This window comes from Geobacillus zalihae NBRC 101842 (assembly GCF_001544135.1).
In the GTDB taxonomy this organism is placed as follows: Bacteria; Bacillota; Bacilli; order Bacillales; family Anoxybacillaceae; genus Geobacillus; species Geobacillus zalihae.
In genome coordinates this window covers 22,565-37,910 of record NZ_BCPV01000012.1, presented here as the reverse complement: position 1 = coordinate 37,910, position 15,346 = coordinate 22,565, and the positions used below count along the sequence as shown (strand labels likewise).

Genomic DNA, 15,346 nt, shown 5'->3' with positions numbered 1-15,346 from the left:
CATGCGGGAAGCGAAGCGCACGGATGGAAGGAATGGGCTTCTAGCGGCCGCTCATGCAAGCGATCATGAAGAAAGGAGAGAATTGTCATGGACTTCCATACAACATTTCGTCCGGCGACGGTGCAGCCGGAACAAATTGAAGCGCGCAGCTTTCAAATCATTGATGAAGAGATCGGCGAGCATTCATTTACAGAAGAACAATACCGAATCGTTCAGCGCGTCATCCATGCATCGGCTGATTTTGAGCTGGGCAAAAGCCTCATTTTCCACCCGGATGCGATCCGCTCAGGCATTGATGCCATTCGCAGCGGCAAGCTCGTCGTCGCCGATGTGCAAATGGTGCAAGCCGGCGTCAATCAAGCGCGGCTTGCGAAGTTCGGCAGCGCGGTGCGCGTCTATATTTCTGATGAAGACGTGATCGCGGAAGCGAAACGGTTGAATACGACGAGGGCGATTGTGGCGATGCGCAAAGCGGTGAAAGAAGCGGAAGGCGGCATTTTTGCCATCGGCAACGCTCCGACAGCGTTATTGGAGCTCATTCGCCTCATCAAAGAAGGAGAGGCGCGGCCGGGATTGGTGATCGGCTTGCCGGTCGGATTCGTCTCGGCGGCGGAATCGAAAGAAGAATTGGCGAAGCTCGATGTGCCGTTCATCACCAACCGCGGCCGCAAAGGAGGAAGCACCGTGACCGTCGCTGCCTTGAATGCTTTATCGCTGCTCGCCGAGCGAGCGTGACGAACGATGGAAACGAAAAAAACGCTGCGTGAAGGGTATACGACCGGATCGTGCGCGACAGCGGCAACGAAAGCCGCGCTCACGGCGCTCATCACTGGCCAAGTGCAGGCGGAGGCGACGATTCGGATTCCGATCGGGCGGGTGGTGACCTTTTCGCTCGCCTCTTGTTCGTTCGATGGCGAAACGGCGACGGCCTCGGTCGTGAAGGATGGCGGCGATGACCCAGATGCGACGCACGGCGCGCTCATCGTTTCCACTGTCTCGTGGGCCTCGTCGCCGGGCGTTCATATCGACGGCGGTGAAGGGGTCGGACGCGTCACCAAACCCGGCTTGCCGGTGCCGGTCGGGGAAGCGGCGATCAATCCAGTGCCGCGGCAAATGATCCGCGAAGCCGTCAATGAAGTGCTGGCGCAATACGGTCTACATCGCGGGGTGAAGGTCGTCATTTCTGTGCCCGGCGGCGAGGAAATCGCCAAAAAAACGTTGAACCCGAGACTAGGCATCATTGGCGGCATTTCGATTTTGGGGACGCGCGGCATCGTCGTTCCGTTCTCCACCGCCGCCTACCGGGCGAGCATCGTGCAGGCGCTTCAAGTGGCGAAAGCGAACGGCTGCCGCCATGTTGTCATCACAACCGGGGGGCGGAGCGAGAAATACGCCATGCAAGAATATCCGCATTTGCCGGAAGAAGCGTTTATCGAAATGGGCGATTTTGTCGGCTTTACGCTGAAACAATGCAAACGGCTTGGCATCAAGATGGTGTCGATGGTCGGGATGATGGGGAAATTTTCGAAAGTCGCTCAAGGAGTGATGATGGTGCACTCGAAAAGCGCCCCGGTCGACTTTGGCTTTTTGGCTGCCATCGCCGAGCAGGCAGGTGCTGGCCCAGAACTGGTGGCTGCGGTGCGCGGCGCGAATACGGCGGCGCAAGTCGGCGACATGATGCAAGAGGCCGGTTGCATGAAGTTTTTCGAGCTTTTGTGCGAAGCGTGCTGCCAGGCGGCGCTTCACGAAGTGGGAGGCGGTCTGACGGTGGCGACGTCCATTTACACAATGAACGGACAACAATTAGGAAAGGCGGTGCAGACCGATGGGGACGATGAAGTTGATCGGTGTGGGTGCTGATGGGCAAGCAAGTCTTCCTGAGCTGTATCGACGCTGGATTGATGAAAGCGAGCTGCTTGTCGGCGGCGAACGGCAGCTGGCGATGTTTCCTGAATACAAAGGAGAAACGATCATCATCCGCCGCGGACTGGCGGAGCTGGTGGAGCGGCTCCGCCATGAGACGCGCAACACGGTCGTGCTTGCTTCCGGCGATCCGCTCTTTTACGGCATCGGCAGCTATTTGGCCGGCAAATTGCCGATCGACGTGTATCCGGCCGTCAGCTCAGTGCAATGGGCGTTTGCGAAAATGGGCGAGTCTTGGCAAGACGCGGCGTTTGTCAGCGTCCATGGCCGGCCGCTCACCGGTTTGGCTCAGCGGGTCGACGGGCGGCGCAAAGTCGCCATCTTAACCGATGAGACGAACTCGCCGGCCGCCATCGCCCGCTATTTGCTCGAGTACGGCATGACGGAATATGAGGCGTTTGTCGGCGAGGAGCTCGGCGGGCCGAATGAGCGATGCCGGTTTTTCAAGCTAGAAGAAATGGCAGAAACCGAGTTTCTTCCATTAAATATAGTCATTTTGCGGCAGACAGCGCCAAGCCCGGTTTGGCCGCTCGGCATTGAGGATGACGAGTTTTTTCAGCGCAAGCCGGACAAAGGATTGATTACGAAAAAAGAAATCCGAGTTTTAAGTCTAAGCGCTTTGCGCTTGCGCCCGGACAGCGTCGTCTGGGATATTGGAACGTGCACCGGTTCGGTGGCGATTGAAGCGGCGAAAATCGCCCGCGACGGGGCGGTGTTTGCGATTGAAAAAAATGAATACGACCTTGAGATCTGCCGGCAAAACTTGCGCAAATTCCGCGTTGACATCACGCTTGTGCACGGCAGGGCGCCCGATCGGCTCGACGAATTTGCCGACCCGGACGCCATCTTTATCGGTGGCACGTCAGGGGCGATGGCGCCATTGCTGGATGTGTGCTGCCGCCGCTTGAAACGAAACGGGCGCATCGTCATCAACGCGGCAACGGTTGAGACGCTTGCTGAGGCGGCTCGGGAGTTGCGCAGCCGTGGTTTTCATGTTGACATCACGCTCGCGCAAGTGTCGCGAAGCAAGCCCATTTTAGAGTTGACGCGCTTTGAGGCGCTCAATCCGGTGTACATCATAGCCGCGAAGCGGGAGGGAGAGAAATGACGGGAACATTATATGGCATCGGCGTGGGCCCAGGCGATCCGGAGCTGATGACTGTCAAGGCGTACCGCCGCCTAAAAGAGGCGGAGGTGATCGCCTATCCAAAAAAAGGGCGGCAAAGCAAAAGCTATGCCGAACAAATTATCGACGCGTATTTTGCGCCGGAGGAAAAACGCCGGCTTGGGCTTCATTTTCCGATGACAAAAGACGTGGACGTGCTTGAACCAAAATGGAACGAAGCAGCCGACGCCATTTGGGCGGAACTGTCGGCTGGGCGCGATGTGGCGTTTGTCACCGAAGGCGATCCGCTGTTGTACAGCACGTTCATCCATTTGATGCATGTGATGGAGCGACGCTATCCAGACGCGCCGATCGAAGTCGTCCCCGGCGTCAGCTCGGCGAACGCCGCCGCCGCCCGGCTTCGCCTGCCGCTTGCGGACGGCGATGAGCAAGTGGCGATCGTGCCGGCGCGTGACGACTATGAAGCGATGAAAGCCGCGATTCTTGCACATGATTGTGTCATCTTTTTTAAAGTAGCAAAAGTGATCGACTTGATGATCCGCCTCCTGCGCGAGCTCGATTTGCTTCATCGGGCGGCAGTGGTGACGAAAGCGACGTCAAGGGAAGAAGTCATTTGGGACGTTGAGCGGCTCGAAGGGGCAGAACTCGAATATTTGACATTGCTGGTGGTGAGAAAGTGAAGCTGTATATCATCGGAGCAGGGCCGGGAGCGCCGGATTTGATCACCGTTCGAGGAGCGGAGCTGTTGGCCGCGGCGGACGCCATTTTTTACACCGACTCGTTAGTGAGCGAGGAACTGATTGAGCGTTACCGGAAGCCGGAGGCAGAGGTGTTTCATACAGCCGGCATGCATTTGGAACAAATGGTGGCGATGATGGCCGACAAGGTGAGGCAAGGCCGGCTCGTCGTCCGCGTGCATACGGGTGATCCATCGATTTACGGGGCGACGCTCGAGCAAATCGCCTTATTGAAAGGAGAAGGAATTGAAGTCGAAATCGTTCCCGGCGTCAGTTCGGCGTTTGCGGCCGCGGCCGCGGTGCAGGCGGAGCTCACCGTCCCGGAATTGACGCAGACGGTCATTTTCACCCGCGCCGAGGGGCGGACGCCGGTGCCGCCGCGTGAGAAATTGCAGGAGCTCGCCCAGCATCATTGCACCCTTGTCCTCTTTTTAAGCGCGACGCTCGCCAAAAAAGTAAGCGCGGCGCTCCTTGACGCGGGCTGGAGCGGTGATACGCCTGTCGCGGTCGTCTATAAGGCGACATGGCCGGATGAAGTGGTGATTCGCTCCACCGTTGCCACAATGGCTGACGATATGCGGCGCTATGGCGTGACGAAGCACGCCATCATCTTAGCCGGCTGGGCGCTCGATCCGCATATTCATGGACAAGGCTATCGGTCGAAGCTGTATGACCGGACGTTTACGCACGGATATCGAAAGGGGGAGGCGTAAGGTGGGGGCTGTTGCCATAAACAACGAAAGGAACGGCGTCTATGCGGTCGTGGCCATTACGAAACACGGGGTCGAGATCGCCCGCCGGCTCGGCGGCGCTCTAGTTGGAGCGGACGTGTATTATACGGAGAAATTCGCCCGCGGCGATGAAGCCAAGCACGGGATCCGCTTGTTTTCCGGCAACGTCAGGGCCTTGTTGCCGGAGTTGTTCGCCCGCTATGACGGACTCATTTGCATCATTTCGCTCGGCGCTGTCGTGCGGATGATCGCTCCGCTGTTAAAAGACAAAAAGACCGATCCTGCGGTCGTGGTGATCGATGATAAGGCTGAACATGTGATCAGTGTTCTTTCCGGCCATTTGGGCGGAGCGAACGAACTGACGCGGCGTGTGGCCGCCATATTGGGCGCCCGCCCGGTCATTACGACCGCTTCCGACGTGCAGCAGACAATCGCCGTCGATCTGTTCGGTCGCCAGTTCGGCTGGGAATGGGAATCGGCCGACAAGCTGACACCGGTGAGCGCCGCGGTCGTGAATGAAGAGCCGGTGGCGATCGTGCAAGAGTCGGGGGAACCCGATTGGTGGCCGGAGGGCCGGACGCTGCCGAAAAACATCACCGTGTACGGCTCAATCGCGGAAGCGCTCGCTGCCCGCCCGGCGGCCGCGCTTGTGGTCACTCATCGCCTGCTTGCACCGGAAGAAGAGGCCATTTTGCAAAACGGCGTTTTGTATCGCCCGAAAGTAATCGCGCTTGGCATCGGCTGCAACCGCGGCACATCGGCTGACGAAATCGAAGCGGTCATCCATGAGACGCTCAATGAGCTGCGCTTTTCGATGAAAAGCGTCAAAGCGGTGTGCACCATTGATTTGAAAAAGGATGAACAAGGACTTTTGGAGGTAGTCAACAAATATAGATGGGAATTGGTTGCGTATACGCCAGAAGAGCTGAACACGGTGCCGATCGAAGCGCCGTCGGAAACGGTGTACCGCTACACCGGCGCGTATGGGGTGAGCGAGCCGGCGGCGAAATTGTACAGCGGGGCCGATCGGCTGGCGCTGGTGAAAAAGAAGTCCGGCAATGTGACGATTTCCGTAGCGCTCATCGATCATCAAAAGAAAGCGACCATGCAGGGAAAGGGGAAAGAGGCATGCGACGGCTTGTCATCGCCGCACCGGGAAGCGGCGCCGGCAAAACGACCGTGACGCTTGGATTGATGGCGGCCATGAGGCAGCAAGGATATACGGTGCAAGGGTTTAAATGCGGCCCGGACTACATCGACCCGACTTACCATACGGCTGTGACCGGCCGGCCGGCGCGCAACTTGGACAGTTGGATGATGGGAAGCGAAGCGGTCAAAACGGTGCTCGCCAACGGTTGTCAAGGGGCTGATATCGCCATCATCGAGGGGGTGATGGGGCTGTTTGACGGGAAACAGCCGCTTTCTGACGAGGGGGCGACGGCTGAAATCGCCGTATTGACCGAAAGCCCGGTGCTGCTTGTCGTCGATTGTTCCGGCATGGCCCGCAGCGCCGCCGCCATCGTCCATGGGTTTCAAACGTTTCGCCCCGATGTGCGCCTCGCCGGCGTATTTGCCAACCGCGTCGGCAGCGAAGGGCATTTTCGGCTCGTCAAAGCGGCCATCGAGCAAACGTGCGGGGTGCCGGTCGTCGGGTTTCTCACGCAAGACGAAGCGTTGGCGCTGCCAGAGCGCCATTTAGGGCTCGTGCCGTCGGTGGAGCGCGGCGAACTGGATTCGTTTTTTGCCGAACTGGGGAGAAAGGTGGCGCGCACGATCGATTGGGAGACGCTTCTTTCGATTGCAGAAGCGCCAGCCCTTTGTTCTCCGGCGCCGCTCATTCGCCCTTCGCGGCCGTATCGCGTGCGCGTGGCGGTTGCCAAAGATGCCGCCTTTCATTTTTACTATCCGGAGAATCTGGAGATGCTTTCTGCCTGCGGCGCGGAGCTTGTCTACTTTTCTCCGCTCGCCGGCGAGCCGCTTCCGGATGGGGTGAACGGATTGTATATCGGCGGCGGGTTTCCGGAAGAGTTTGCCGCCGAGCTCGCCAGGCAAGCCGCGGTCAAACAGTCGATCCGCGCCGCCATCGAACACGGGTTGCCGACGTTGGCCGAATGCGGCGGGTTTATGTTTCTCACCGAACAGCTTGTTGCGACGGACGGTGCGGCCTATGAGATGGCGGGCGTCATCCCGGGGAAGGTCGTGATGAAGACGAAGCTCGCGGCGCTTGGCTACCGCGAAGTGCGCGGTCGAAATGGAAATTTTCTATTGCCGGAAGGAGAAACAGCGCGCGGCCATGAGTTTCACTACTCCGTTTATGAGCCGCGCGGTGAGACGCCGTTTGCCTACGAAACGAGCGGCCGGAAAGGAACGAAGCCTGACGGTTATTTGGCGCACCGGCTTGTCGCTGGCTATGTCCATTTTCATTTCGCGTCCGCCCCGGCGATGGTTGAGCGGTGGCTCGCCGAATGCGAGAAGGTGACCATCAATGGCTAAGGCGCTGCCGATTATGTTTCAAGGCACCCATTCTGATGCCGGCAAAAGCGTCATCGCCACCGCGTTTTGCCGCATGTTCGCCCAAGACGGCTGGAAGACGGCGCCGTTCAAGTCGCAAAACATGTCGTTAAACTCCTACGTGACGCCGGACGGAAACGAAATCGGACGGGCGCAAGGAATTCAGGCCGAAGCGGCCGGAGTGGCGGCGCGCGCTGAGATGAATCCGATTTTGATTAAGCCAAGCCGCGAGCATGAATCGCAAATCGTTGTGCTTGGCAAACCGTACGGCAATATGCAGGCGTTCGCTTACCGGAACGAGTTTTTCCACCAAGGGCTGGCCGTCATCCGTCAGTCGCTCGAAACGTTGATGAACGAGTATGACCGGATTGTCATTGAAGGAGCGGGAAGCCCGGCGGAAGTAAACTTAAACGACCGCGAGTTGGTCAACATGCGCATCGCCCGTCTCGCCAACGCCCCGGTCGTGTTGATCGGCGATATTGAGCGGGGCGGGGTGTTCGCGAGCCTCGTTGGAACGCTGTCGCTGCTTGAGCCTGAGGACCGAAAGCGGGTCATTGGGGTCATCATTAACAAGTTTCGCGGCGATGTGGCGCTGCTTAAGCCGGGGCTTGATTGGTTTGAGCAGCACACCGGCGTGCCGGTGCTTGGCGTCGTTCCCTATTTGCCTGATTTGGCGATCGATGCTGAAGATTCGCTGTCGCTTGAGCGGTTTGCTTCATCTGTCGGGGGAGAGGAAGCGATTGATGTCGCGGTCATCCGCTGTCCGAAAATCGCCAATTTCACCGACATCGACCCGCTTTTGGCCGAACCGGACTGCCGCGTCCGGTTGGTCACGCACGCCGATGAGCTTGGCGCGCCGGATGTGATCGTGCTTCCCGGCAGCAAAAACACGATCGAAGACTTGATTTATATGAAGAAAAGAGGACTCGCTTCCCGCATTGTGTCGCTTGTCAATGAAGGAAAAGCGAGAGTCGTCGGCTTATGCGGCGGCTACCAAATGCTTGGCGCCGTCATCCGCGATCCGTATGGAGTCGAGACGCCGCTCCCGGAAGTAAAAGGGCTTGGTTTGCTGCCGATTGAAACGACGCTTGAGCGGACGAAAATCACGATCCGTACGGAAGGGATGCTTACGTGGGCGGGCGAGCGGTTTTCGGTGCAAGGATACGAGATTCATATGGGCCGCTCGGCGCCGCTTCCTGGCTATGCGCCGCTTATTGAGGCGGACGGCCGCCATGAAGGGGCGAAGCACAGTGATGAGCGGGTGCTGGGCACGTACATGCACGATTTGTTTCATAACGATGCGTTCCGCACCGCGTTTTTCAACAACATTCGCCGCCAAAAAGGAATCGCTCCTTCTGGCGTCCGACTCTTTCGCTCGCTCAAAGAAAAGGCGTTCGACCGGCTTGCCGCTCATGTCCGCCAGCACGTGGCGGTCGAGCGGATCGAACAGATGATGCGTCAATTTGGCTGTCGCGATCACAGTTGAAGTCCAACAACGGGAAGACACCAAGGCAATGGGCGTTGATTTGGGACTTCGTTATATCGCCGTTGCCAGCATTGGAACGAAATCGTTGTTTTTCAAGGACAGCCAATGCGCTTTCATTCGCCGACGATATGCGGCTTTGCGGCGAACGTTGGGCAAAGCGAAGAAGCTCCATATGATTCGCACAATCGGCCGTAAAGAGTCCTGCTGGATGAAGGATATAAACCATAAAATCAGCCGTCAAATCGTCCGTTTTGCCCTCGCCAACGGTGTTGGCATGATTCGGATGGAAAAGTTGACGCGTTCCCTCAATCATAGACGAGAAAGGAGGAAGCGCATATTCCCGCTTGATGGGGGATATTGTGCGCCCATGATGAATGTTTCCATCCCACCGATCCACCGTGAAATGGTTGAACAAGCGCGTGCCTATATCGATCAATTGACCAAACCGCCCGGCAGCCTCGGCCGTCTTGAAGAAGTGGCGGCAACGCTTGCCGGCATGACCGGGGAGCTGCTTCCACGCGTCACTCCGCCCGGAGTGCTCGTGTTTGCGGCCGATCATGGCGTCACGGAAGAAGGGGTGTCTGCCTATCCGGCCGAAGTGACGGCGCAAATGGTGTACAACTTTGCCAACGGCGGAGCGGCGATCAACGCCTTCAGCCGGCAAATCGGCGCGTTGCTTCAGGTGATTGATGTCGGTGTCGCCGTGCCGATTGCTGATGAGCGCGTCATTCAGAAAAAGGTGCGCCCGGAAACGAACAATTTCGCGGAAACGGAAGCGATGACGCCGTCCGAGGCCGAACAGGCGCTTCATGTCGGTTACGAACAGGCGGCGTCCATCATTGAACAAGGCGTCCGCACGCTCATTGTCGGCGAAATGGGCATCGGCAATACGACCGCCGCGAGCGCCTTATTGGCCACGTTGACCGATGAGCCGCTTGAGCGCATCGTTGGCAAAGGAAGCGGCATTAAGGAGGAAATGCTTGCCCATAAACAGGACGTGATCCGACGGGCGCTCTTGCTTCATCGGCCGGATCCGGCGAAGCCGCTTGAATGGCTTTCGAAAATCGGCGGGTTGGAGATCGCTGCTATGGCCGGGGCGATGCTGGCAGCCGCCGAACGGCGCATCCCGATTTTGCTTGACGGTTTTATTTGCACGGTGGCTGCCCTTGTGGCCCGCCAGTTTGCCGTGAACGTCACAGACTATATGATTGCCGGCCATCGTTCGCAAGAGCCGGGGCACAGTATAGCCCTTCGTTTGCTAGAGAAGGAGCCGCTTTTGGATCTCTGCATGCGCCTTGGCGAAGGAAGCGGCGCGGCGGTAGCGTTTCCGCTCTTGATTTCAGCAATGGCGATGGTGAACGAAATGGCGACGTTCGCCTCGGCGGGCATTTCCACGGCCAATGCGAAAGGGGAGAAGGGGCGATGACCGTCGGCAAAGTGTATTTAGTCGGCGCTGGGCCGGGGGATGAAAAGCTCATCACGGTTTACGGCCGCGAATGCCTAGAACGGGCGGATGTCATTATTTACGACCGGCTCATCAACCGTAAGCTGCTGCGCTACTCGAAGCCGGACGCTGAGCTTCTTTACTGCGGCAAAGAGCCGGGAAAACATGACACGGTTCAAGAACAAATTCATGAGCTGCTCGTTTGGCATGCGCAACAAGGAAAAACGGTCGTCCGCTTAAAAGGCGGCGATCCGTGCATTTTTGGCCGCGTTGGTGAAGAGGCGGAAGTGTTGGCGAAAGCCGGAATTCCGTTTGAAATCGTTCCAGGGGTGACATCCGGCATCGCTGTGCCGGCGTACGCCGGCATTCCGGTCACCCACCGTGATTACGCCGCCTCGGTGGCGATGGTCAGCGGGCATCGGAGTGAGCGGATCGATTGGGAGGCGCTGACTCGAGGATGCGATACGATCATTGTCTACATGGGAGCGGCCAACTTGTCGGATATTTGCGGCCGTTTGATGGCGGCCGGAAAGCCGTCGGATACGCCGGCGGCCATCATTGAATGGGGGACGACCGAGCGGCAGCGCACGGTGGCGGCGACGCTTTCGACGCTGTCAGACGAGGCGGAACAGGCGGGCATTTCCCATCCGGCCATCATCATCATCGGCGATGTCGTTCGTCTGCGTGAGACGCTCCAATGGTTTCCGGAGCGGCAAGGGGGCGTGGTCGATGCCGACGCCTCGTCGTAGCGGGCGTGTCATCGTTTATACGGGCGACGGAAAAGGAAAAACGACGGCCGCATTTGGGCTTGCCCTGCGTGCCGTCGGCCGGGGAATGAACGTCGCGGTTTTGCAGTTTGTGAAATCGCCGGAACGAACATACGGCGAGCAGTTGGCCCTAGAGCGCCTTGGCGTCGACGTCCGTCAGCTCGGCGCCGGCTTCACATGGACGAAAACGCCGGACATCCACCGGGAAGCATTGAAGCGTGCCTGGGCGGTGGCCAAAGAATATGTGTATTCCGGACGGTATGATATGATTGTGCTCGATGAACTGAACAATGTGTTGGCCATTGACCGCTTTCCCGTTGAAGATATCGTATCAGTCAGCGAGGTGCTCGAGCTGATCCGCACGCGCCCGCCGTCGCTCCATCTTGTCATCACGGGGCGCGCGGCGCGCCCGGAGCTGATGGCGGCTGCCGATATCGTTACGGAAATGAAGTTGGTCAAGCATGACTATGAACAAGGAAGGACCGCGATGAAAGGGATTGAATTTTAGAAGCAAAAAGAGGCTGTCTCAAAAGGTTGGTTTTCTTTCGATAAAGTACAATATATGGTTTTCGGACAGCATTTTGCGCGTATATATACAGTAATAAGCAAAGGGGCTGACCCAAAAGGGTAATTTTCTTTAACAAAACACAACATATTGTTTCTTAATGATTGTTTTATACCTATATACGGTAATGAGAAAGGGTGTCTCGATCCTTTTGGGACACCCTCTTCTTTTTGTGGGTTAGGCATTTTCATCGGTTTTGTCATTTTGGATTTTGTTTTGCCGACGTCCTTTGCTGTTATCGCCGGAAACCGGGCCGCGAAGCAAGGCCATCGGATCTTGCGTTGGCGCGTTTTGATTGCGGCTGCCGTTGTTTGGGCGTTTCGTCATGAGCTCCACCTCCTTTGGCTGCCGTTGTCATACGTTTAGCATGGACGATGCCTTCATTCCTATGCATGGTTGTCTACAGCCCAGCATAAAAAAAGCGGGAAGCGTTCGTGTTCCCGCTGCAAGCCGGCCGGATGCTGGCAAACACGGCGGCCGGATGAAGGCAATCAGTGATTTCGGTTAGTAGGCATATCCGCCCAAGCAGGCACATCCAACAATAATCAACAAAATAAACAGAACGACAATCAACGCAAAGCTGTTTCCATGCCAAGCGCCCATCATGTTCACCTCCTGGTGGAATCTATCGTATTGTATGTCAAAAAAAACTAAAAGAACAGGGCGATTGTCGAAACACGAAAACAATCGGCCAAAATGAGAAAAACGCCTTGCATATGTTTCAGCAAGGCGTTTTTTCGGGATGGTTCAACATGATTGCATATATTGATTTCATTCCCATTCATAAGGCGTTTCTTGATACACGTAATAGTTCAGCCAGTTGACAAACAGCAAGTTGGCATGCGAGCGCCATGTGTTCAGCGGTGGCTGGCTTGGGTCATCATTGGGAAAGTATGATTCCGGGATGTGAATCGGCAGCCCTTTCGCCAAGTCGCGTTCATATTCTTCTTTGAGCGTTGTCGCATCATATTCTGGATGGCCCGTTAAGAAAATGCGGCGCCCGTCGTTCGATGCGACGAGGCAAACGCCGGCTTTGTCAGACATGGACAAAATGGTGAGATCCGGCACTTTTTCGATGTCTTCGCGCTTGACGTCTGTATGGCGGGAGTGCGGCATGCGGAACACATCGTCAAAACCGCGCAATAGTTTTACGTTTTTCACTTCCACCGTATGGTTGAACACACCGAAGCATTTTTCCGGCAATGGGTATTTCGGAATGCCGTAGTGATAGTATAAGCCAGCTTGTGCCCCCCAACAAATGTGCAACGTTGACGTGACGTTCGTTTTCGTCCATTCCATAATTTCCGTCAATTCTCCCCAATAGTTGACCTCTTCAAACGGCATTTGCTCGACCGGCGCTCCGGTGATGATCATCCCGTCGAACTTGCGATGGCGAATGTGCGGGAAAATCGTGTAAAATTGTTCTAAATGATGTTTGCTTGTCGTTTTCGGCTCATGGGTCGCCGGGCGCAAAAAGGTGACGTTCACTTGCAGCGGCGAGTTGCCAAGCAGCCGCAGCAACTGTGTCTCTGCTTTTTCTTTTTCGGGCATCAAGTTTAAAATGATGATGTTGAGCGGACGGATGTCTTGCGAATACGCCCGTTCTTCGTCCATCACGAAAATGTTTTCTTGTTCGAGTATTTCTTTCGCCGGCAAGTCTTTTGGAATGTTGATTGGCAATGGTGTCCCCTCCGTTTCTGTCTCGTTACTAAATACCTTAATTATAAAAACTTTGTCAACATTCTTCAATTGATTTTTTGAACCTTAAAACAGCTTGTGAACAAAAAGGGGGAATCCCGATTGGATCCGACCGCCTTTGACAATTTAAAAACGGTGTTGGAAGGAGCGATATATGACGCGGACTTGCAAGGGCGCATTGCCGTGGTCGATCGCCGCGACCTTGTCGATTTGGCTCGTTTGTTCCGGGAGTACGCCATTTCATTTCGGCTGAATGATGCGCCCGATCCGCTCGTCGTCTGCACCGCGCGGCTTTCGCTTGATTTTGCTGAGCTGGTCAATGAGCGGCTCTATCACGGCCGGGCCGGCTGCCGGCTCGCTCTTCTGTTTACCCTTCCGGTTCGCCGCTCGTCCGTTTGTGCGCTCATTGAAGGAACGCTGCGGACGATTTGGGGCAAGGAGCGAATCATCCGGCAAACGCTCCGCTTTCCGTTTCCGCATGAACACGGCCCGTATGAAAATGAAGCCGTGGTCGAATTTGCACGCCTCATTTATGAGGAAAACGCCGCCGATTTGCCGGAGATGGTGCCGTATATGGTTTCATCACTTGAACAATTGCAGCTGTTCGCCGGGCAGTAGTGGCGCAAAAAGTGGAAACAAACGGTGAAATCCGCTATGATAGGGATGAGGTGAAAAATCATGAGTGTATATGAATTCAGCGCCAAAACCATTCGCGGAGAGGAACAACCGCTTTCCGTCTATCGAGGCAACGTGCTGTTGATTGTCAACACGGCGAGCCGATGCGGATTTACCCCGCAGTATAAAGAACTGCAGGAGCTGTATGACGAATATCGCGATCGCGGGTTTGTTGTGCTCGGCTTTCCGTGCAACCAGTTCGGCGGCCAAGAGCCGGGGACGGAAGAGGAAATTGAGCAATTTTGCCAGTTGAATTACGGTGTGACGTTCCCGCTGTTTGCGAAAGTGGATGTGAATGGCGATAACGCCCATCCGCTGTTTCAATATTTGAAAGAAGAGGCGCCGGGGGCATTGGGAACAAAGGCGATCAAATGGAATTTCACGAAGTTTTTAGTCGACCGCAACGGCAAGGTTGTTGCTCGTTTCGCACCGCAAACAAAGCCAAGCGAGCTGAGAAAGGAAATTGAAAAGCTGCTGTAAGGCAAGGAGGGGTAACGCTTGCGCATTCAAGCGATTGAGCCGACGCCAAGCCCGAACACGATGAAAATATTGCTTGATGAAGAATTGCCTTCCGGCACGCGCCATAACTACAAACCGGACAACATTGGCGAAGCGCCGCCGCTTATTCAAGCATTGATGCGCATTGACGGAGTGAAAGGCATTTACCATGTCGCTGATTTTTTGGCTATTGAACGCCATCCGAAATACGACTGGCGCGACATTTTGGCGAAAGTGCGCGAAGTGTTCGGCGAGAAAGTGGATGACGGCGCCGAGACAAAGCCGAAAGGAAACGAACATTTCGGCGAAGTGAAAGTGTTCGTGCAAATGCTGTACGGTCTGCCGATGCAAGTGAAGCTTGTCGATGGGGAGCGCGAACACCGCGTCGGGTTGCCGAAACCGTTTATGGACGCGGTCATTGAGGCGCAAAAATACGCAGGAAATGTTGTGCTTGAGCGCAAATGGGTCGAAAAAGGAGTGCGCTACGGCACGTTTGAGGAAATCGGCCGCGAAATAGTCGATGAGCTGTCGGCAGCCTATCCGCCCGAGCGGCTGGAGCGGATCGTCAACATGTTCCGCCGCGGCGAGCAGGAAAAAACGGTGCAAAAGCGTCCAAGCCTCAAAGTGACGAGCGAGATGCTCGATGACCCGGATTGGCGCAAACGGTATGCCGCGCTCGAACAGATGGCCGAGCCGACCGAGGACGATATCCCGGTGTTGGCCAAGGCGCTCAAGGATGAAAAAATGGCGATTCGCCGCCTGGCGACGGCGTATCTCGGCATGATCGGCGGCAAAAAGGTGCTTCCGTATTTGTATGAAGCGTTAAAAGATCCTGCTGTCGCTGTCCGCCGCACCGCCGGCGACTGTTTGTCCGACATCGGCGATCCGGAGGCCATTCCGGCCATGATCGAAGCGCTAAAGGACGAAAGCAAGCTCGTCCGTTGGCGCGCGGCCATGTTTTTGTACGAAGTCGGCGACGAATCGGCGCTGCCGGCGTTGAAAGCGGCGGAAAACGATCCGGAGTTTGAAGTGAGCTTGCAAGTGAAAATGGCCATTGAACGGATCGAAGGCGGCGAAGAAGCGAAAGGGTCTGTGTGGAAGCAAATGACGGAGAGCCGGAAGAAAGAAAACGAAACAGAACAGTAAACCAGGCGCGCCCATCGGTGCGCCTGTTTTTATGATCGA

17 protein-coding genes are annotated in these 15,346 nt (G+C 56.3%); 14 read left to right on the top strand and 3 right to left on the bottom strand.

Going from position 1 to position 15,346, the window contains the following annotated elements; genetic code table 11:
- Positions 1-87 precede the first annotated feature (87 nt).
- From GZ1_RS05865 to cobO, 11 genes are all read left to right on the top strand, one after another.
- Complete coding sequence (locus GZ1_RS05865; protein ID WP_014195898.1) at positions 88-735, top strand: precorrin-8X methylmutase; 648 nt, start codon at positions 88-90, stop codon at positions 733-735.
- 6 nt (positions 736-741) lie between these two features.
- The gene (locus GZ1_RS05860) at positions 742-1,860 is read left to right on the top strand and encodes a cobalt-precorrin-5B (C(1))-methyltransferase (protein ID WP_014195897.1); all 1,119 of its coding nucleotides are present in this window, start codon (positions 742-744) and stop codon (positions 1,858-1,860) included.
- Positions 1,826-3,031, top strand: coding sequence for a bifunctional cobalt-precorrin-7 (C(5))-methyltransferase/cobalt-precorrin-6B (C(15))-methyltransferase (locus GZ1_RS05855; RefSeq protein WP_060788092.1), 1,206 nt, complete (start codon positions 1,826-1,828; stop codon positions 3,029-3,031). Before GZ1_RS05860 ends, GZ1_RS05855 begins: the two co-directional genes overlap by 35 nt.
- Positions 3,028-3,729, top strand: a complete 702-nt coding sequence (gene cobI / locus GZ1_RS05850) for a precorrin-2 C(20)-methyltransferase (protein ID WP_060788091.1) — start codon at positions 3,028-3,030, stop codon at positions 3,727-3,729. The genes GZ1_RS05855 and cobI overlap by 4 nt, the downstream gene beginning before the upstream one ends.
- Positions 3,726-4,499, top strand: a complete 774-nt coding sequence (cobM, locus tag GZ1_RS05845; RefSeq protein ID WP_033010021.1) for a precorrin-4 C(11)-methyltransferase — start codon at positions 3,726-3,728, stop codon at positions 4,497-4,499. Before cobI ends, cobM begins: the two co-directional genes overlap by 4 nt.
- A 1-nt stretch (position 4,500) precedes the next feature.
- The gene (locus GZ1_RS05840; protein WP_060788090.1) at positions 4,501-5,700 is read left to right on the top strand and encodes a cobalt-precorrin 5A hydrolase; all 1,200 of its coding nucleotides are present in this window, start codon (positions 4,501-4,503) and stop codon (positions 5,698-5,700) included.
- Positions 5,646-7,010, top strand: a complete 1,365-nt coding sequence (locus GZ1_RS05835; RefSeq protein WP_060788089.1) for a cobyrinic acid a,c-diamide synthase CobB — start codon at positions 5,646-5,648, stop codon at positions 7,008-7,010. The genes GZ1_RS05840 and GZ1_RS05835 overlap by 55 nt, the downstream gene beginning before the upstream one ends.
- On the top strand, positions 7,003-8,514 hold the full coding sequence (locus GZ1_RS05830) for a cobyric acid synthase (protein ID WP_060788088.1): 1,512 nt from the start codon (positions 7,003-7,005) through the stop codon (positions 8,512-8,514). The genes GZ1_RS05835 and GZ1_RS05830 overlap by 8 nt, the downstream gene beginning before the upstream one ends.
- A 367-nt stretch (positions 8,515-8,881) precedes the next feature.
- On the top strand, positions 8,882-9,940 hold the full coding sequence (cobT, locus tag GZ1_RS05825) for a nicotinate-nucleotide--dimethylbenzimidazole phosphoribosyltransferase (RefSeq protein WP_083509279.1): 1,059 nt from the start codon (positions 8,882-8,884) through the stop codon (positions 9,938-9,940).
- Positions 9,937-10,707: a uroporphyrinogen-III C-methyltransferase gene (cobA, locus tag GZ1_RS05820; protein ID WP_060788087.1), complete on the top strand. Its 771-nt coding sequence runs from the start codon at positions 9,937-9,939 to the stop codon at positions 10,705-10,707. The genes cobT and cobA overlap by 4 nt, the downstream gene beginning before the upstream one ends.
- Positions 10,688-11,233, top strand: coding sequence for a cob(I)yrinic acid a,c-diamide adenosyltransferase (gene cobO / locus GZ1_RS05815; RefSeq protein ID WP_060788086.1), 546 nt, complete (start codon positions 10,688-10,690; stop codon positions 11,231-11,233). Before cobA ends, cobO begins: the two co-directional genes overlap by 20 nt.
- Before the next feature lie 234 nt (positions 11,234-11,467).
- On the opposite strand, the gene GZ1_RS19225 is transcribed toward cobO, so the two are convergent.
- The 3 genes from GZ1_RS19225 to metA all read right to left on the bottom strand — a co-directional run bounded on the left by GZ1_RS19225 (position 11,468) and on the right by metA (position 12,970).
- Positions 11,468-11,617, bottom strand: coding sequence for a hypothetical protein (locus GZ1_RS19225; protein WP_011231282.1), 150 nt, complete (start codon positions 11,615-11,617; stop codon positions 11,468-11,470).
- Between the two features lie 177 nt (positions 11,618-11,794).
- Positions 11,795-11,893: a YjcZ family sporulation protein gene (locus GZ1_RS18090; RefSeq protein WP_011231280.1), complete on the bottom strand. Its 99-nt coding sequence runs from the start codon at positions 11,891-11,893 to the stop codon at positions 11,795-11,797.
- 168 nt (positions 11,894-12,061) lie between these two features.
- Entirely contained in the window at positions 12,062-12,970 is a 909-nt protein-coding gene (gene metA / locus GZ1_RS05810) for a homoserine O-acetyltransferase MetA (RefSeq protein ID WP_011231279.1), read from the bottom strand.
- 120 nt (positions 12,971-13,090) lie between these two features.
- On the opposite strand from metA, the gene GZ1_RS05805 reads away from it, so the two are divergent.
- Genes GZ1_RS05805 through GZ1_RS05795 form a run of 3 tightly spaced genes read left to right on the top strand, consistent with a single transcriptional unit; the run spans position 13,091 to position 15,307 of the window.
- The gene (locus GZ1_RS05805) at positions 13,091-13,606 is read left to right on the top strand and encodes a hypothetical protein (RefSeq protein WP_033006157.1); all 516 of its coding nucleotides are present in this window, start codon (positions 13,091-13,093) and stop codon (positions 13,604-13,606) included.
- Positions 13,607-13,666: 60 nt separating this feature from the next.
- Positions 13,667-14,143 carry a glutathione peroxidase gene (locus GZ1_RS05800; protein ID WP_013145288.1) on the top strand — a complete coding sequence of 159 codons (477 nt, stop codon included), beginning with the start codon at positions 13,667-13,669 and terminating at the stop codon, positions 14,141-14,143.
- A gap of 18 nt (positions 14,144-14,161) precedes the next feature.
- Positions 14,162-15,307 (top strand): conserved virulence factor C family protein, encoded by a 1,146-nt coding sequence (locus tag GZ1_RS05795; RefSeq protein WP_020755877.1) that lies wholly within the window; start codon positions 14,162-14,164, stop codon positions 15,305-15,307.
- Positions 15,308-15,346 lie beyond the last annotated feature (39 nt).